This is a genomic window from Priestia aryabhattai, assembly GCF_023715685.1.
Classification (GTDB): Bacteria; Bacillota; Bacilli; order Bacillales; family Bacillaceae_H; genus Priestia; species Priestia aryabhattai_B.
Window position 1 is genome coordinate 29,971 of sequence record NZ_JAMBOQ010000015.1, and the last position, 18,506, is coordinate 48,476.

The 18,506-nt window shown below is 33.3% G+C and carries 17 protein-coding genes and 1 pseudogene; 8 read left to right on the plus strand and 10 right to left on the minus strand.

Annotation, left to right across the window (positions count from 1 at the left end; genetic code table 11):
* Nucleotides 1-3 precede the first annotated feature (3 nt).
* On the minus strand, nucleotides 4-1,782 hold the full coding sequence (locus M3225_RS29850; RefSeq protein ID WP_308215774.1) for a glycosyltransferase: 1,779 nt from the start codon (nucleotides 1,780-1,782) through the stop codon (nucleotides 4-6).
* 236 nt (nucleotides 1,783-2,018) lie between these two features.
* Between M3225_RS29850 and M3225_RS27395 the strand changes: the two genes are divergently transcribed.
* Nucleotides 2,019-2,801, plus strand: coding sequence for a glycosyltransferase family 2 protein (locus tag M3225_RS27395; protein WP_285886096.1), 783 nt, complete (start codon nucleotides 2,019-2,021; stop codon nucleotides 2,799-2,801).
* 363 nt (nucleotides 2,802-3,164) lie between these two features.
* On the opposite strand, the gene M3225_RS27400 is transcribed toward M3225_RS27395, so the two are convergent.
* On the minus strand, nucleotides 3,165-4,031 hold the full coding sequence (locus tag M3225_RS27400; RefSeq protein ID WP_251400366.1) for a sulfite exporter TauE/SafE family protein: 867 nt from the start codon (nucleotides 4,029-4,031) through the stop codon (nucleotides 3,165-3,167).
* Between the two features lie 121 nt (nucleotides 4,032-4,152).
* On the opposite strand from M3225_RS27400, the pseudogene M3225_RS29995 reads away from it, so the two are divergent.
* Nucleotides 4,153-4,537, plus strand: a pseudogene (locus M3225_RS29995) (DDE-type integrase/transposase/recombinase); the annotation flags it as partial.
* Between the two features lie 608 nt (nucleotides 4,538-5,145).
* On the opposite strand, the gene M3225_RS27405 reads toward M3225_RS29995, so the two are convergent.
* The 4 genes from M3225_RS27405 to M3225_RS27420 all read right to left on the minus strand — a co-directional run bounded on the left by M3225_RS27405 (nucleotide 5,146) and on the right by M3225_RS27420 (nucleotide 9,397).
* Complete coding sequence (locus tag M3225_RS27405; RefSeq protein WP_251400368.1) at nucleotides 5,146-5,919, minus strand: hypothetical protein; 774 nt, start codon at nucleotides 5,917-5,919, stop codon at nucleotides 5,146-5,148.
* A gap of 381 nt (nucleotides 5,920-6,300) precedes the next feature.
* A protein-coding gene (locus M3225_RS27410; RefSeq protein WP_251400370.1) for an IS3 family transposase occupies nucleotides 6,301-7,466 on the minus strand; the annotation gives its coding sequence in 2 pieces (ribosomal slippage) (nucleotides 6,301-7,214 and nucleotides 7,214-7,466; 1,167 coding nt in all).
* Between the two features lie 365 nt (nucleotides 7,467-7,831).
* Nucleotides 7,832-8,314, minus strand: a complete 483-nt coding sequence (locus M3225_RS27415) for a hypothetical protein (protein WP_251400372.1) — start codon at nucleotides 8,312-8,314, stop codon at nucleotides 7,832-7,834.
* A 795-nt stretch (nucleotides 8,315-9,109) separates the two neighbouring features.
* On the minus strand, nucleotides 9,110-9,397 hold the full coding sequence (locus M3225_RS27420) for a hypothetical protein (RefSeq protein WP_251400374.1): 288 nt from the start codon (nucleotides 9,395-9,397) through the stop codon (nucleotides 9,110-9,112).
* A 374-nt stretch (nucleotides 9,398-9,771) separates the two neighbouring features.
* On the opposite strand from M3225_RS27420, the gene M3225_RS27425 reads away from it, so the two are divergent.
* The 3 genes from M3225_RS27425 (at nucleotide 9,772) to M3225_RS27435 (ending at nucleotide 12,416) form a co-directional block, all read left to right on the plus strand.
* Complete coding sequence (locus M3225_RS27425) at nucleotides 9,772-10,512, plus strand: hypothetical protein (RefSeq protein WP_251400376.1); 741 nt, start codon at nucleotides 9,772-9,774, stop codon at nucleotides 10,510-10,512.
* Between the two features lie 245 nt (nucleotides 10,513-10,757).
* The gene (locus M3225_RS27430) at nucleotides 10,758-11,021 is read left to right on the plus strand and encodes a hypothetical protein (protein ID WP_251400377.1); all 264 of its coding nucleotides are present in this window, start codon (nucleotides 10,758-10,760) and stop codon (nucleotides 11,019-11,021) included.
* A gap of 1,065 nt (nucleotides 11,022-12,086) precedes the next feature.
* Entirely contained in the window at nucleotides 12,087-12,416 is a 330-nt protein-coding gene (locus M3225_RS27435) for an SPW repeat protein (protein ID WP_251400378.1), read from the plus strand.
* A gap of 108 nt (nucleotides 12,417-12,524) precedes the next feature.
* Here M3225_RS27435 and M3225_RS27440 read toward each other — a convergent pair whose 3' ends face one another.
* Nucleotides 12,525-12,908: a transposase gene (locus tag M3225_RS27440; protein ID WP_251400379.1), complete on the minus strand. Its 384-nt coding sequence runs from the start codon at nucleotides 12,906-12,908 to the stop codon at nucleotides 12,525-12,527.
* A 485-nt stretch (nucleotides 12,909-13,393) separates the two neighbouring features.
* Nucleotides 13,394-13,570 (minus strand): IS110 family transposase, encoded by a 177-nt coding sequence (locus M3225_RS27450; protein ID WP_251400381.1) that lies wholly within the window; start codon nucleotides 13,568-13,570, stop codon nucleotides 13,394-13,396.
* Nucleotides 13,571-13,863: 293 nt separating this feature from the next.
* On the opposite strand from M3225_RS27450, the gene M3225_RS27455 reads away from it, so the two are divergent.
* On the plus strand, nucleotides 13,864-14,388 hold the full coding sequence (locus M3225_RS27455) for an MSCRAMM family adhesin SdrC (protein WP_251400387.1): 525 nt from the start codon (nucleotides 13,864-13,866) through the stop codon (nucleotides 14,386-14,388).
* 913 nt (nucleotides 14,389-15,301) lie between these two features.
* On the opposite strand, the gene M3225_RS27460 is transcribed toward M3225_RS27455, so the two are convergent.
* Nucleotides 15,302-15,682 carry a hypothetical protein gene (locus M3225_RS27460; protein WP_251400389.1) on the minus strand — a complete coding sequence of 127 codons (381 nt, stop codon included), beginning with the start codon at nucleotides 15,680-15,682 and terminating at the stop codon, nucleotides 15,302-15,304.
* A 370-nt stretch (nucleotides 15,683-16,052) separates the two neighbouring features.
* Here M3225_RS27460 and M3225_RS27465 point away from each other — a divergent pair, with 370 nt between their 5' ends.
* The gene (locus M3225_RS27465; RefSeq protein ID WP_251400390.1) at nucleotides 16,053-16,415 is read left to right on the plus strand and encodes a hypothetical protein; all 363 of its coding nucleotides are present in this window, start codon (nucleotides 16,053-16,055) and stop codon (nucleotides 16,413-16,415) included.
* 288 nt (nucleotides 16,416-16,703) lie between these two features.
* On the opposite strand, the gene yjcZ is transcribed toward M3225_RS27465, so the two are convergent.
* A complete protein-coding gene (yjcZ, locus tag M3225_RS27470; RefSeq protein ID WP_251400391.1) occupies nucleotides 16,704-16,880 on the minus strand; it encodes a sporulation protein YjcZ in 177 nt (58 codons plus the stop codon).
* Between the two features lie 739 nt (nucleotides 16,881-17,619).
* Here yjcZ and M3225_RS27475 point away from each other — a divergent pair.
* Nucleotides 17,620-18,000, plus strand: a complete 381-nt coding sequence (locus M3225_RS27475) for a hypothetical protein (protein ID WP_251400392.1) — start codon at nucleotides 17,620-17,622, stop codon at nucleotides 17,998-18,000.
* Nucleotides 18,001-18,506: the final 506 nt, after the last annotated feature.

The following is an 18,506-nucleotide window of genomic DNA, read 5'->3' on the forward strand; positions in this document are numbered from 1 at the left end:
TTTTTAAAAATTTTCTAATTCATAAATCATATTTGTGAAATTTGCTGCATATTGATCAGGGGAAAAATTCATTTCTATATGTTCAAGAGCTTTTTCTCTAATGTTTTCCCTTAGAGAAATATTTAGTATCAACTCTTTTCCTTCCTGTACTGCTTGATCAATATTCTCTAATTTAAAAAATTTCCCTGTGACATTATGTTTTATAAAACTACGCACTCCATCTGAATCTGATGATAGGACAGGGCATTTACAAACCATAGCCTCCAGTACCGCATATCCGAACCCTTCTACTTTTGATGTTGAACACAAAAAACCACCTGAGTCACCAATAATCGAGAAATACTCAGCCATTTTGCTATGAGGCTGGTTTGCGTAAATAGTGAGATTGCTTTTTAGCCCTAACTCTTCAACCTTTTTTTCAAAAGCCAACCTTTCCTCTGCTGTAGACAAAGTATTATCTTCAAACATCCAAAGCTCAATAGAAGGATTTTCGTGAATTAATGCAGCACCAATTGAAAGAAAATCTCTCCAATTTTTATTTTCTTCCAATCTTCCTACCCACCCAATGATTGGTTCATTTTTTTTAGGATATACCTGATATTTAAACTCTTTTGTGTTAAAGCAATTATGGAAACAAAATTTTTTCTTAGAAGGAAAGTAGTTTTCAAATGCTTGAATAAGGTGGGGCGTTTGAGGATATAAAATACCGTCACAATAATGGTTAATAATAGAATAGGCGTGATTTTTCAAAAAGTTCTCTGCATATTCCTTATTAAAACCTAAACCCTGAATTTCATAAATTAGAGATCCTTGATATCCGAAATTTCTTATTTTCTGTAATAGAAGCAAATCTGAGCCAACTACTATTGCGTCATAATTTCCTTTTAAAATAACGCCTTTAATTTCGTCATCTTTATTTGCAACAAAAATAGAAGTATCTATTTTGTTTTGCAGGCCTGTTCCTGGTTGTGTATATAAAAAATGACAGTTGACTCCGTTTTTGTTAAGTGCATAGAAGCGTTGTCTATTTAAAGTTTCAACTCCTCCGCTAGGTACAAAAAATGTAAATAAAACATTCATATTTTTATCAGAAGAGGTCATACGTTTCGGAACGTTCCATTTTGAGCCATTAATAATACAATCATTTTTATTCATGGTAGCATCAAAAGCAATAGTTCCCTTGCCTTCATTTAATTTCCAATAACCAAAAAGACTTTTTTCATTTCCAGTTAGTTCTCGGCTTATATTTTGTTGGATTTCAACTTGTGTCCTTGCTGTATTCCAAATTCTTATTTCATTCAAACCTCCCACATAAAAACCGTAAGGTTTTACTCCTCCAAAAGTTCCTGAAGGAACAACAATTTTTTTTAGGCTAGTCACTCCCTTTTTAACAAATTCTCCATTTATATATAGGTGAGGTGTTTTATTGAGGTATACGACTGCAATATGTGTCCAGTCATTTATTAAGGTGGAGAATACTAAAGTTGCAGGTAAATAACTAGTTGTATGTTCATATACGGAGACACCATTTGTTCCCACGGATACTCCAACACCTGCTCGAGAAGAATCACCATCTCCATATGCACCAAAAACTGGTGTAATGGCAAAACGTTGGTTAAATGTTTCTGAGATCCCATTTCTAGACTCTTCATCAATTCCATGAGTAACTTCGGGTTTTGCCCAAAATTCTAGGGTGAATGTATTTTGGATGTTTTTGAATAATTGTTCTTGTGTTGTAATAGTATCATTACCACAGAATGTAAGAAAAATATTGTGTAACATAATTAGAATTCCTCCTAAGACTTTTTGTTATCTTATGCTCTATTATTTTTTTTGATTAAATGTTAAATCTTAATACATAAGAAAAGGAAACTCCCATTTACACAAAATTATTGACGGTCCCTTATTTTTTTTATGCGTTATTATAAAAATGTTAAAAATTGTAATATAGTTAATAAAAAAGAATACAAAAAATAGTAATTAATATCATTCCAAGAGCCTCTTAAAAGCAATTTAGAATGATTACTGATAATCAAACAAAAGGTCTATCTCAAGCTTGGAAAGGAAGATTAGGAATGTCAAAAGTTTCTATAATTGTTCCATTTTATAATTGTCCCTATATTAATCAAGCGCTAGATAGTTTGATAAAACAGACGTATAAAGATATTGAAATTATTGTAGTAAATGATGGTTCTAAGCATTATTCAGAAAAAGTTATTCCATACTTAGATAAAATTAAGTATATTGAAAAGGAAAACGGTGGGACGGCAAGTGCTTTGAATATGGGCATTCAAAATGCAACTGGAGATTATTTTTGTTGGCTCAGTTCTGATGATATCTATTCCCTTGAAAGAATAGAAATTCAGTTATCATTTATGAAAGAGAAGAATGCATTGTTTAGTCATACCAATTATTATTCCATCAATACAAAAGGACGTATTACTTCTTCACCTTTAGGTATACACCCTCCGAATCGCCTTGAAATTATCAAAAGAATCAGCAGAGGGAATTTTATTAATGGCTGTTCTGTTATGATAAATAAAATAATATTTAATCATATAGATATTTTTGATGAAACACTCTCATATACACATGATTATGATTTATGGATAAGAATAATTCAAAAATTTGATGTTTACTATGTCCTTCAACCGTTATTATTCTACAGAGTTCATAGGCAAATGGGAACAAAAAAATATGCATCTATTATAAGGAAAGAAACTAATCTAGTTGTTAATCGACATAAGGATATGATGGAACGATTACTGTTAGAAGAGTTAAGAAAGCAAAAAAGCAAATGAGTTGATATTACGCTTTTCACGTATAGGTTTACACTATACGCGAAAAAGAGATTAATAGGACAGTCCTTTTGTTATTATTGTTATATCAGAGAAGTTTACATTAAAAGTGAAAAAAGTATGCACCTTTGTGGTCGGAAAAATAACTTTTTAGAATTAATGCGTTTTTTGATGTAGTTTTCTTAAAGAAGTGATATGGAAGCAATAATCATAATTAAGGAGAGAAAAATTCGAGAGGTTAAATTCCACTTAAGATGAAGATAAATATCTTATAAATGGATTTTTAATTTATAGAAATAAAAGAAAGTACTAGGATAAATCCCATATTTTCAGTTTATCATAGCTTATGTTTAAGAAGGAACGTTATTAAGTGACACTCTTTCGATTGCTTCGTATCGTAAAGATAATAGCAACTATCCAACTGAATAATATAACTACGTAAATAATTGCAATCCATAAATTACTAATATGCCAAGGGAGAAGCAATGTCCAAGTATTCGTTAATATAATAAATCCTCCAACCAGGACTCCTAATAAGTAAGGAGGTAAATTTCGTACTAACCATGCTGCAATGGGTGCTGCAACAATTCCTCCTAACATAAGGGCTATTACCCAAAACCAATTAACTTCTTCCCAGCCTAATGAAATCAAGAATCCTAAAGTAGCAGATACCGCCACGGCAAACTCACTTGTATCTACTGTACCAACGACTTTTCTAGCTGAAGCCCCTTTTTTAGATAATAATATTGGAGTCGTGAGTGGCCCCCATCCTCCTCCACCAGTTGCATCTGCAAATCCTGCAATTAACCCCAATGGAATCGATTGATTTCTAGATAAATCAATCGATTTTTTCTCTCTACCTAGATTAAATCTAAATAGAAAGCGAAAAAGGACATAAAACCCGAGAATTAATAAAAATAAAGAAATATACGGCTTAGCAACATCACCTGGTAACGTGCTGATAAAGCAAGCTCCTACAAATGCTCCAATAGAACCTGGAATAATTAATTTAATTAGAGCTTGGCGATCAACATTGCCAAACTTCATATGGGAAACACCTGATGCAGCAGTCGTTACTACTTCCGCTAGATGTATGGAAGCCGAAGCTATAGCAGGAGCCATTCCAAACGTCAACAAAAGTGATGACGAAGTGACACCATAGGCCATTCCTAAAGAACCATCGATTAGTTGAGCTAAAAAGCCGATAAATGTAAAAATAATTAGTTTTCTCATTACTATCCTCCTGTAAAAATATCTTTTTTCTACTTTTATAAGGTAATACCTTTAACATAATAAAAAGGAGCATGCTAAGATCATAACTATTAAATGCAAATAACAAAAAAGCCATACAGCAAAGTCTATACCAATTGCTCACACAACCATTATGCGTTGGAGTCATCAATACGGACCTGAATTAGAAGTAGTAGTACAACAACATCTTAAGTAGCAGATGACTCATGAGGAGCTATATTAAAATAGAGGAGCAATCGATGTATTTTGCCATGCTGTTCATTTTGAAGGAAACACAATTGATTTTTATCTAAGCAAAGTAAAAATCCCAAGGCTGTGAAGCATTCTTCAAGAAAGCGTTGCGGTCTTTTCATGTTTTAAAACCATGTGTCATAAAACTTGATAAGAATCCGGACTATCCCGTAGCTGTTGAGAAGCTCAAAAAAGAGAAAAAGATGCGAGTAGATATCCAAATAAGATAAGTAAAATATCTTAATAACATAGTAGAATAAGATTATCGATATATTAAAAAGCAAGTTTGTTCTATGTGAGGAATGAAATTCTTCCTAAAACCTAAAAGAATTCATCGATAAACTGTTCGCACTAGCTTCATAAGCTAGAGATTTAAAGAAAGCTGATAACCTAAATTTCTAGAGCATAGTTTTCACCGCGGACGGACCTGCAATGGGAGGCTTGAGCCGTTTGAATTGAAAAGCTCACATACGGTTCTTAGGGGAGTTAGGGACAGTAATGCCCCTCGCTTACCCGACTAAATGAAATCATGTTGTCTACTCCTAGTATTATCCTTGTTAGTTCACTTTTAAATATATTGATTATGAAAAAATGTATTTTTTAATGCTGATAAAAAAAGAACTCTGAATTACAGAGTTCTTTCTTTTATGCTTTTTAGATTTATTTAAATTCCATCAATCGTTCTTGGAGGCGATTATGTCATTTAATTAACACTTAAGCATATTATAATTTATGCAAAATGGTTTTTCTTGTTACTATAAGGATGTATTTTTTATTATATAAAATTCCTTTAGAGCAAGCTCTAAAGGAATTCGTTTAGTTATATATAATATTCCCCTTTTTTTTAGAAGGGGAATACTATATATTAGTCTTCTTTAATTTCCATAGCTGTCAATACTTTAGTTTCAACACTAGATGTTAACGGAGCAAGGAAACTTGAAAGTAAACCTGTTAGAGTGCCTCCTACGGGAGTGACTGTAGGATCTTCAGCTAAACTTAAGTCTAGTGTTAAGAAATAACGATTCTCTCCACATGAAGGATCTTCGTCTACCCAATGGAAAGAGGTAGTTGTTGTACCGAATGGTAGTGTTAATAAGTCTCCTGTAGTTAGCCCGAAAAGAACAACTGCACTAACTGGAGAGGTATCAGTGGTTTCAAAGATTGGCACAAATGGACTATTGTCAGTACTTCTCCAAATTCTGAAAGTACCCTCAATTGCTAAAGGTACACCAATCGTACCTAAAAGTATCAAAGCAACTATACCAGTTATTAGGGTAATATCACCTGGTGTCCATTCTACTGTGCCTTGTAATAAAATTTTGTTATCATCATCTTCCACATCAATTTTAACGCTAGCTAACGTATCAAGTGGAAGAGTAGTCCCTCCTGGAACGCCAGGAACAGTAGGAAAAACTATTCTTGAGCTTTCACTTACATCAAATTCAATAAGTGAAGCTTTTTCTTCTTTATGGTGTTCGCATTTGTGTTCGCATTTGTGTTCGCATTTATCTTCACATTTATCATGACACTTTTTATCATTTTTATGACCCATATCAAATTCCTCCTTATCACTACATTTTTTGTTCCTTTTATCTTCACTATTATCTTTAATAACTTTTTTAAAATAATAATCTGACATATCGTCACCTCCTATTAATGGATGGAGCATACACTCCTCTATATAAAATGAAAAAAGTAACTGAAATGCAACGGACAAGAGTCTATTATTAAAAAAATTTTCATTTTAAGTAAAAGGTATAAAACAAAGAACAGCTTAAGAATATTTTCTTAAGCTGTTCTTTGTTTTAAATGATTAAACTTAAGCGAGTTTTCATTCAAAAGATATTGTTTCAGATAGAGAATGTTTATAATTAAGAATATAGCAAGAATGTAGGATTTGACGGTCCCCCGAATAGTGATTAGATATACTAGGTTTATATAGAGTATACAAACAGTAAACGTTAGGTAAATAACAATTATTGGATTTTAGTCAATAATTTGGACATAAAAAAGTTAAGTCTTAAGCTGTTTTTCTAATTTGATCCTCAATAGCTTGAGGTGTTTGATAGCCGAGGCTACGATGGATTCTATTTCGGTTATACCAACCTTCTATAAACTGGAACATGGCTAACTTTGCAGCTGAATAGTCTGTGTATTGCGTATGATACACTTCTTCTTTCTTTAATAATATGGCATGAAACGACTCTATACAGGCATTATCATAAGGGCAGCCTTTCTGGCTGAAAGACTGCTTGATTTCGTATTTTTGGACATGCTGAGTAAACTCACTACTGGTGTATTGTGAGCCAAGATCCGTATGAAGAAGTAAGCCCTTTCGGGGCTTTTGAGCAGTATAGGCGTTTTGAAGTGCTTCAATGACCAGTTCGGATGTCATTGAACGAGAAAAAGAATAGCCAACGATTTTTTTAGAATGTAAATCCAATACAGACGCCATATAGTACCAGCCATCTCTTACCGTAGGGATATACGTAATATCTGCCACCCATTTCTCATTAATCGTCTGAATAGAGAAATCTCGTTTTAAACGATTATTCAGCTGCACAACCTTTTCTTTTGACGGATAGGGACGATATTTTTTCTTCGTAATTGAACGAATTCCAGCCTTTTTCATCAAGCGTTGAACACGCTTTAGACTTAGATAAAACCCCTTTCTTAATGAGACCCTATGAATTTTCGGAGCACCATAACGCGCTTTGCTTTTCAAATGAATTCGTTGGATTTCTTTCGTCAGTACCTGATTTTGATGACCATGCTTTGACATCGTCTTTTTGAAGGAGTTATAGTAGCTACTTCTTGAAATCGTCAGCACTTCGCACATTTTCTGGACTGTGTATTGCCCCTTATATTTCTCGATAAAATGGTTTAGCTCTGCTTCGGTTACTTTTTCGCGAATATGGCCATAGCCCTTTTTAGAATTTCTAATTCCTGTTTTAACCGAAGGTTTTCTTTTTGAATCTCAGCTAACTCCTTTGGTTTCACAGAACCTTTATCTGAACTGATGGGCGTGAATTCTTTCACCCATTTATAAATCGTTACTTCTGATACGCCATATTCGCTGCTTAATTCTTTAACTGAGTTTCCCGCATGATATAAATCCACAATGGTTTTCGTAAACTCATCATTATACTTTTGGCCCTGTAGGTTTACGTTCCAATTCGGACACATCCTCTCAAAAAATAATTGTAAGGATTTAATTAAATGGTGTCCATGAAACTATACTAACTCCATTATCTATTTACGAAAAAGAATAAAAAGATTAACTTTATATATTAAACACTAATTAATTTTATTTTATTTATAGGGGAAATATTTAACGTGTTTTCATTAAAAGTATGTTAAGTATTTCTTAGTTTGTAGTCAAAGGTTATATTTGTCGTCACTAAGAGTAAATGATAAAACATAAAAATAAATAAGGTAGTTTCACCATTTACCTATATACATAAAATATTTTTAAGTATCACTTTAATTTAATGAGTAACATATATAATCTCTTAAAAATTATACATGTTACGATGATAAGTGTTGGAGTATTATTCTTTTAAATTACTCTTTCGACTTTGAATCATTTGATGAACAATCTCTTCATTAGATTCTAACATTTCTCTGGTGGTAAAGTGATGTTGTTTCGCATGGCGGGAAAAATTAGCTTTACTATACCATTGATGACATAATGGACAGGGTAATTCGTTCTCTACTTCGTAAGGTGTGGAGATCCAACGTGTTGAAGGTACGAAAGGTTTACGCGTAATTACTTTTGTAGTTGAATAATCTCCTTTTTGTATAGGTACCTGTAGTGGTTCTGTGATCGCAACCACTTCATTTGTATACGTGTTGTATAGAGCATCCTCTATTTCCTCTTTAATTAGAAGATAACCTGCTTCCGACATAGATAATCCAAGCTCTTCACATCGTTGTTGAAATTGAGTATAGATACTTTCTGGTAATCGAATTGGTAGTACTCTACTAGGTTCTTTTCGCTTGGATTGACGGGCGTATTTATCCAGTCTTCCCATTATTTCTCACCCCATTTTTAGTTTGTATACAGATTCAACACCTTATAGATGAACTCCTGCTGACATACTGAATACAAATTGTAGTTATAAAGTATGTATCTCACTTACATTATGTATAAAAATTATTTCTTTCCTTTTTGATGAAAAGTCATTTTTACATTCATCAACTAAATGCTTAAGATAGAGTCGTAATTAAGGATAGGTTGGACGGTATGAGTGGCTGTCATAGTATTTAGTGTAGGTGGGGCTGATACGTGGGAACAGGGCATAGAAGAAATATCCTTTTTTATTTTGTATAAGAAAATAATATTCAATTATTTATGTTAGATGTCATAACAAAGTTATAGTTTTTCTATATCGATTTCTAGTAATATAAAAATAGTTGTTTAAAGATTTGAAAAGACTTCTTTACACAAAGACAGCGTCCAATTAGTTGGACGCTGCCTTTGTATATTTTTCCTATAGTTCACATTATATTAACTAACTTTTCATATCGTACACAGCCTGAAAACAGAAAAACTCCCTGGTTTCCAGCAGTTTTTTCTTCCGGTAAAGTGAATTTTAGACCTTTCACCAAAGAGATTGGAATTTTTACATAGGCATATTTTATAGCATGTAAGATATTTATAAGTGTTTGGACGAGTTTTCTAATTTATTACAATAAAGAGATAAGTAAAAAAGAATAAGAAGTATTAGTGAAATGTAGCTAATACTTCTTATTCTTTATTTTAGAGAAGGTGTTTTAATTTGCCCGTATGTTATTATATTATGTTAATAAACATTAAAGATGATTTATTAACATTCACGAACAAATACAGAAACACCAAATACACCTAGTCTTTCACTAAATACCTGTTCAAATCCATTATCAAGTAAACATTCTACTGCAATTCTATAAACGTCACCTGTTTGTAATAAACGTCGACATGGTCTAGCGTTTCCAATAACAGTTGCTTCTACAATTGTACGCGGAGCTCGTATATCTAAGGGATTTCGCTGCCAAAGGATAGTTACGACATCAGGAGGTTGAGGGATAGATACATTACCAGTCCTAGTATAATTAGTTTTACTAAAATCACTCATGTTAATCACCTCTTTTCTTCTCTATATTAGATGAAAGTAAAAAGGCGATTGCTTGTACTACTGCTGATTTTCAAAAAAATATGTGCTTGTCCCATAATACTTTTCTATACAAGACAAATGATCTTTACATGTAATAAGTCCTTCTGTTTTTTTAGGATTTTAATTTGGTTATTTTCATAAGTAACTAAAATTGGGTTTATGTGAACTAACTTTGTATAACGATATACAATTTCAAAATATATTTATTGTTTATTATTAAAACGTCATAAGCTGTTCTTGTTTTATCTTTTTTTAAAATAAGTCTCATATCATAGGACAAGCATACAAGCATACTTTCTATTAGTGAATACCATATATAGAAATATAAAGAAAGGGTGATTAAGATAAAAAAATATAAGTGTCACTATAACGATGAAGATGGTAATTATTATGTAGACAATTCTTATCCGCAGAAAAAGAAAAAGAAAAAAGAATCACATGACTGTTGCTATGATTATGATCATAAAGAAGATAAAGAATCATATAACTGGTACTGTGATCATGATCATAAAGAAGATAAAGAATCATATAACTGGTACTGTGATCATGATCATAAAGAAGATAAAGATAAAGAATCACATGACTGTTACTGTGACCATGATCATAAAGAAGATAAAGATAAAGATAAAAATAAAGATAAAGGGAAATTAGTTGAATTTGCTTATCAAAATGCATCTCCTATTTCTAATCTTCCCCCTGGACCAGGTGGTCTAGCACTTCCTCAAACTGTCGCAGCCGTTACACTAAATGAAGTAAAGGCAGGTAACGTTGTATCATTAAATGGACTCTTCCATATAAACAATGATAGTCCTGCAGTCCAAGATTTAGTAGCCAATATTTATAGAGGTATCCCATCGCCAGGTAACCTTATCTATCGGAAAGTAATTGAGATTGATAAGGCTGAATTCGTGAATGATGACTTTACTGAAGTCGTAGTTCAATACGTTGATGATAGCTTTAGAACTACTCAAGAAAATGTAACCTATACTTTAGTTGCAACACAACGTACTGGTTCAGGCCTCTTCCTTGCTGGTCCAATTACTTTTACTGCAACAGAAATTAAAGGGCCATTTTAGGAAAATTAAAGATTTCGAAAAGAGAAGGTATTTTCCTTAGTTGAATGAGACTTCTCTTTTTTATATAAACTCACTGTATTAGTATGTATACGTTATATGCACCTAGTTACCTTAAGGTAATTTATCAGAAAAAGGCTTTTGGATTTGATAATTCAAAAGCTTTTTTTATTAAAAAGATTTTCCTATCAAAGGACAAGCATACAAACACTCTACTAACAAATGAATAAAATATATAGAGATGAAGAATGGGGGTGATTAACATAGAAAAATATTATTTTCATTATAATGATAAAGATGATAAATATTATGTAGACGAGTCTTATCCTCAGAAGAAAAAGAAAAAATCACATGACGGTTGTAAAGTTTATGTGAAAGTTAACTGCTGTTGCGATGACAAGAAAGACGATCACAAGAAGAAAGATTGCAGTTGCCATAAAAAACATCATCACAAGAAGAAAGATTGTGGTTGTCATAAAAAATATTATTATGAAGAAGAATCTGATTATTAATTTTTAAATTAATAGTCCTCTTTACTTTCTAATTTAGTTCTTAAGAAAAAACTACTTATCATCTCGGTAGTTTTTTCTGTTTTTATGCTCTATGCACTATACATTTTTAATTACCCTAAAACAGAATTACCTGTAGTTAACGGATCGCAATTTAGGCCGCAAATAAACCTCACCTAAGGATCTAACAACATATTAACACTTTATCAAAGCCTTATGAAGATAATCACCGATCTTTACACATGAAGGGAAGGTGTGAAAATGTATAATAACGTAGACACATCATTTACTTCTGGAAAGAATGTTCCTTTCTCACCTGCTATATCTACCGGATATATAGCTCTCGTTTATGGATATAGCATTTACCATCGCACTACTATTTATTTTATTAATCATTATTGGTGCATGTACTTTCTGCGATTATAAAAGATGACCTAATCGTAGGCATCCAACTGCCTGAAAAACTTCGGTTCGAATACTGAAGTTTTTCAGGCGAATGGGCGGCAATAAAAGGGGTTAGATATATTTTGAACTCCCAAAAGGGACGCGTCACAGTAGCATTATGAGTCTACTTTTCCTCTTGCCAATACCCAGGCAAGCCTGTGCACTATCCTGAGCTAAAATTTACGAAGTTTACAAACCTTCACTTATGTTCACCATACTCATCTTCCCCTAGCAGTGTTCTGAGTCATTCACTGACTCTCCGTTTCCGCATTTCCACATGCAACCCACGAACCCGTTACCAGGTCCGCAGTTTTGGATGGAGATAGTTTTTGCGTCTAAACCAGGGGCGTGAGCCACACTATATAAAAGCGACTTCTTGCCGCACTATAATGTAATTTATAGGTAGTCATAAAACAAAGTAAGAATTATACAGTTTGATCAACAGTTATAAGTCTTCTCATTTTTAGAGAAAAACCTTTCCTCCCACTTGGATTGTTTTTTCCCTTTTTTATAAACAATCATATAATCTCATTTTAATTGATTTAATTAACCTTAATAATCTCTAAGCATATAATTCAATAATGAAATCTTTAAGTACTTCATTAACGTTAGGGAGGTATAGTTGTGGAAACAAGGAGTATTTTAATTGCATTAATTGGTGCCTGGTTTATTCTCGCACCTTGGGTTGTTGGTTTTTCAGATCAATCAGGAGCTTTGTGGTCAAGTATAATCTTTGGAATCATTCAGATTATCGTATCATTGTGGGTCTGTAACAAACCTGGTTGGACTTCATGGCAGAACTGGGTTTCAGTGCTTACTGGTGTCTGGTTTGTAATTTTTCCGTTTATTTATTCATTAACAAACGAAGAAATTTGGTCGAGTATAATACTTGGGATAATCACTATTATATTGAGCTTATTAAACTTGGGATCTAATTCTAAAAGTTTCGATTAAAAAGTTAAATGAATATTGTTCAATATTTTAGGCATCTATGAAAATCCTTGCAATAGAGCAGAAAAAGACTATCCCTTTTCACTGGGAAAAGATAGTCTTTTTCTGTTTTCAAGTTGTATAGTACCGATGCAGAGCCTTTAAAGGCTCGATTATGTCGAATAAGAGACATAACAGTTCGAAAAAGCAAAGTCCACAATTTAGCCCTCCCCTGTTTGATAATTCGTGTTTGTCTTTATACTTTCCTGGGCTAGATTCTCGCAGATTTAATCCCGCGTATTTTAAAATTTGGTGTGCATTATCAAATTTTTTAATATCACCTAACTCAGAATAAAGTTCAATAACAATTACCATCTCAACACCAGTTACAATCAGTATTTCAGCAATACCCGAAAGGGTGAGAACGGGTTTTTCTAAGCCTTCTTCTAGTGCACATATTTCTTCTGTCAGCATCTTATATCGTTTAATATTTATGGCTATTTCTCGTTGTACCATCTGTAGTCCAACGGTTAATCCTATTGAACATACAGCGGCTTCTTGAAGTCGCTGTATGCGTTTGAAACCTGGTCACTGAACACTTCCATGAGTGGACCATATCTCTGCTACCCTTTCGGATGTCTTTCGATTAAGTTGAACTAGGAGAGGAATATACTCTAGTGTAGCCAAGTCCTTCTCTCCATTCCGGTTCTTAAAAACGGTTAAAAACTCTGGAAAATACTTATCCAACCAAATTATGCCTCCGTCCTTGTAGAGCTTGTAAATCACCTACAATTTGATTCCTGCCTCCACTTCCACGTTTTGATCTATTGGTAAACGAGGATAAGAAAATCAATCACCTTTTATCAGTTGAGCGATAACTCTAGCATCCTTAATATCATTTTTCGTTGGAGAGTTTTCATTGAGCTCTTTACTTCGCTTAACGTGTAGAGGATTAGCGCCTCCCAAGGAGACAAGTCTCTCCTTTAGTGTATAGGCTAGATTTAATCAGTAATACCAACACAAACATCAGCTTTCTCATGTTTGTGTTGCACCTCCTCCATCCAGACAAAGCAAGTATCAAACCCTTCTTTTGTATTCGTGGAGGTAAGAGATTTTCCTAAAACCTTTCCTCGACCATCTTGCGCACGAGCAACATGCTTAAATTTAGCAATATCCACTCCTATAATTAGTGTATGGGGTGTAACTTGATTTAACTTTTTGGGTACAATTCATAAGAGTTCTCCTTGAATAATGAACTGAAGTCATGGCAATGACCTTCTGCCTCATATTAAGGGGACTCTTTTATTTCAAGACACCAAGTAATTTCAAACAGGAATGCTAGTTGTAGAGGTAAATAATATAACCTGAAAGACTTCCCCTTCTTATAATTTGTTTATATGAATTTTTTAGTAACACAGACCAAGCAACCCGGTCATATGCTGATGAATGAAAAATGAAAGGTTGTGAATAAATGAACTATTATGTTTATATTCCATATTGTCCACTGATATATCTATATCAATCACCTGATCATAAATACAGAAATTCAAATCCTGGAGACATGTATTATACTCACCCTAATTATTTCGATTATCGTTTCTATTCTGTTCCAACTTATCATGAAATAGGATGCCAAATTGACAAAAGGATAGTTAGAAAAGAAAAAGGTAACCTAGATCTCGATACTTCATCAAATTGTGATTCAGATCCTGATACTTCATCAAATCGTGATTCAGATCTTGATACTTCATCAAATTGTGATTCAGATCCTGATACTTCATCAAATCGTGATTCAGATCTTGATACTTCATCAAATTGTGATTCGGATCTTGATACTTCATCAAATCGTGATTCAGATCTTGATACTTCATCAAATCGTGATTCAGATCTTGATACTTCATCAAATCATGGTCCATATGGTGATATATCTCTAATATATCAACAGATGATTCATTCAAAAATAATACATCCAATGGGTCTAAATAAAAAATCATAAACGAAAAAGTAATTGCCGAAAAGGGGGATAAGTTATAAAAAAGGATAGTATCCTTTTTTATATAATTACTTACTATGCAATTAGCGTAGACAAAACTCATAATATTGTAAAAAAATAAAAAAACTAATCTATATATTGAGCAAACTAAAAAAGACGCTGCGAGACAGCTACTCAAAATCCTTGATGCAATAGGGAAAGAAAAGCCTATCCCTTTAGATTATATATGCTATACAAAGTCAATTAAGTCGGGTAAGCGAAGGGCATCGCTGCCCCTCGGAACCATACGTGAGCCTTTCAACTCATACGTCTCAAGCCTCTCATTGCAGGTCTATTTGCTGTCGTATCCTTTACCTTCTGTCACATCGTTTGATCTTGCGATCCCTCTATTGTTTACACAGATGACAAAGGGCTTACCAAGTTTCTCATCTTATAGATACAACCAGGTTAGGTGGGTTCTTTACTCCAGGCAGGATAAGGAACGCGTCACAGTAGCATTATGAATCTACTTTTCCTCTTGTCAATACCCAAGCAAATCCGTGTACGACCTTGAGCTAACTGTTACGGAGCTTATAAAATTTACTTTCGTTCACCATACTCGTCTTCCCCTAGCGGTGTTCAGGGCCGTGCACTGACTCTCTTTTTCCCCATTTCCGCATGCAACCCACAATCCCATTACTACACCCGCAGTTTTGTACAGGGATAGTTTTTGTGTCTAAACTAGTACTCTATAAGTCACACTATATAAAAGCGACTTCTTGTCGCACCATAATCACAGTTATAGGTAGTTAATACATCTAGAATTCTACAAAAATATCCTCCAGTCAAGTAGTCTGGAGGATATTCGTATTTAAATAATCATTCCTACAAGAATTCACACAAAATGAAACCCCTTTAGCTCCCAAGAGGCTTACTCTTATCTATTAATAACTGTACATCGTCTTGCACCTCTACGGATTAAACGCTCAGCTTCTCTCAATGAAATTGGAACAAGTACAGCTTTATCAACATCGTTTTCCACATCAAAAACCACAAATGCTTCCCCACCTGCGATTAAAACACAAATAAATTCTACTTCTAAATCATCACAAGACCTAGGAAGAGAATTAACAATAGTACAACGTTGAATACCTCCTGCTAACAATATTCTAGCCTCTTGCTCAGATATTCGAATAAAAACAAATTCCTCTATTGCTACATTTCCAAATTCCACTTCAATTTCTACTAGAAGAAAGAATCTGTTTCCAATTTTCACTATACAATTTGCTCCAATCGAAATAATATCTTCTATATTCATTCTTTTCACCACCTTTAATACTATAGAATGCAAAAAGACGTAAAAACGTGTGGACAAACATAATCGGTAATGTGTGAATTTTATTTAGTTTAAATACCTAAAGTCAGGCTCGTTTTTAGATATAAGTTCATATCGATTCTCTCTTTAAACATATAGTGTGTTTATACAATGCACAACGATATCCTTGCTTTCTTGCAAGTTTCATCCTGTCTAGCGTATTTTCATGATTAAAGACCTTTCGGTCTCTCTTTTTCCAATACTCTGTTATACACGTATCATTTGGGCTATTTTAATTCTAATCTCATAGGACAAGCATACAAACACTTTTTCAATTAATGAGTATATTAATATAGAAAAAATAAAAAGGTGAGTGATTACAATAAAAAAGTATTATTTAGATTATAACTCTGAAGATGATAGCTATTATGTAGATGAATCATATCCTCAATACAGAAATAACAATGATCATAAAAAGAATAAAGAACCTGAGAAGATTTGTTTTAACATTAACATTCACAATAATCTAGCAAATCAAGGTGGGAATGCTGGAGTTAGAGAAAATGCAGAAACAGGCGGACAAATTAGTGGAAATGCTGGGCAAAACGCAAATCAAGGCGGGCAAATTGCTAAAAAGGGTGGACAAAACGCAAACCAGGAAGGTCAGGTCGCCAGCAAGGGTGGAAAAAACAAACTAAAAGAATTTAATTTAGAAGAGGAAATGGAAGACGAGTAAAAAACCCAAATTAACTTAATTTAAGTAGACTACTCAAGACGCCGTGAGGCATCCAATAATCAAACACGAATCTCTTCTTCAAGAGCAGAAAATCAACCTTTAGGACTCAGAGGTTGGTTTTCTGTTTTTTAAGATGACTATGATATACAACCTTAGTTAACATAATGTACGTTATCTGTAATTGCTATATATACAGTAAGGACAAATAAAAAAAGCTAGCATGAAGCTAACTTTTTAAAATAGGAAATAAAGCTAAATAATAATTAAAATAAAAATGATGTTTAATTATTAGCAACCACCACCAAAGCCTCCGCCAAAACAAGAAGCGCCAATAATGATTAATAAAATGAATAGTACAATGATTAAGGCAAAGCCACCCCCACAGCCGCCTCCGCCATAGCCGTAACCGCCGCCATAACCACAGCCGCCGTAACCACAGCCGCCGTAACCTCCAAAAAAGCCCATATTTCCACCCCCTATATGCTTAATACTTTTAAGATATGTATAAAAAGTGAAAATGCTCGCCCATACTCTGCACTGATAGAAATAACAGGATTTTTGTAGATATATATAAACCCTTTAGATTACTTTACATAGAATGAATGAACCATCCCATTGAATCCCAGTAGATCAGTTACCCTCCCTAACGGATTTGCAGTTGTTAAAAAACAGAAAAACTCCCTGCCGCCTGGAAGTTTTTCTGTTTTTTTAGATGTATATCATATATATGTTTATTTAAAATAATGGATTTTATTGGGGTTAATTATCTGAAAAGGTTTTGAATATTATTAGAGAAGGCACTAGGAATGCCACTTCGATAAAGCCATTTCTTTTTTTGACTTTGTAAATTATGAAGGTGAAAAATAAAGTTAAAAGGATTCTAAGTTTGAGACGAAAATTATTCGAACTACATCATATTCCTTTATTTCCCTTTAGGTAACTTGCCTATTGGGAATAAAATTTTATTTTTTGAGCAAACTACACAAGATGTCGCCAAACATTGACACATACAACTAAATTCTGCAACAGAAAAAACCTACCTCTTTTGACTGGGAAAAGGTAGGTTTTTTCTGTTTTTAAGCTGTATATTCTATACAGGTTTAGTTAACATAATCAGAATTATGGATATCAAATAGGTGCCGAATCACCGACAATCAGAAGAATACATAAAAATAACTAACTATGTAAAATAAGAAGGTGTTTTATGTATTATCACCAATATTACTATCCATATTTTCAATCCCAAATGAATCGTCAACCGCAACAACAGCAATATCCTTCAGTTGATACTGCTATTTTCGGTCATTCGGTAAGTGCCTTTCAAAAACTTGCTCTGGAATCCAGTACTTTACTTAAAATGTTTGCTGATCCAAGTTTTTCTCATAATTTGATGAAAGCAGCACAGGCTGGAAACCAAATGAAAGTTGACAGTTTAATTAAATCGATAGGAATAAGTACACCTGTGACAGTTAAGTACAACCCAGATGGAATTTTATTAACTATGCATGCTCAGGCTCAAGGTTCAGAATGTTGTACCTTAACCATGTTTCTTAAATGGGGAGAATTTCGAGAGAAACCTTTTTAAAAATCTAAGAGAATCGTTTGTCTTACGAACGATTCTCTTACTGCATATTCTATTTCTCTCAAGTTAATATAATGTGATTTATCGGCATTCATAAAAAATGGACATTTGGCATAATAGATAAAATAAAGGACCCAACGATAAAAAAACATTGGCTAAGGCTTAGCCAATGTTTTTTTATCGTTGGATAGACACTCTGAAGAAGGTGTTTTCTCAGAAAAACGGATAATTCTAAGAATACAAATTACATTCTATTCATTGACATGTTTTTAGGTGAATTATCTATGCGGATAACATTTAACAATTTGAGCAAACTACTCAAGATGATGTAAATCATCACTCTGTATAAAATCATGTGTAAACAGAAAAAACTATTGTTCAGTGAACTGCACCCCAATTGTTAGACAAAAACTAATAATTGGAGGTGCAGTTTTTTATGTCAAAACACACACTTGAAACAAAGTTAAAAGCTGTAGATTTCTACATCAATAAGCAATATTCATATAAAG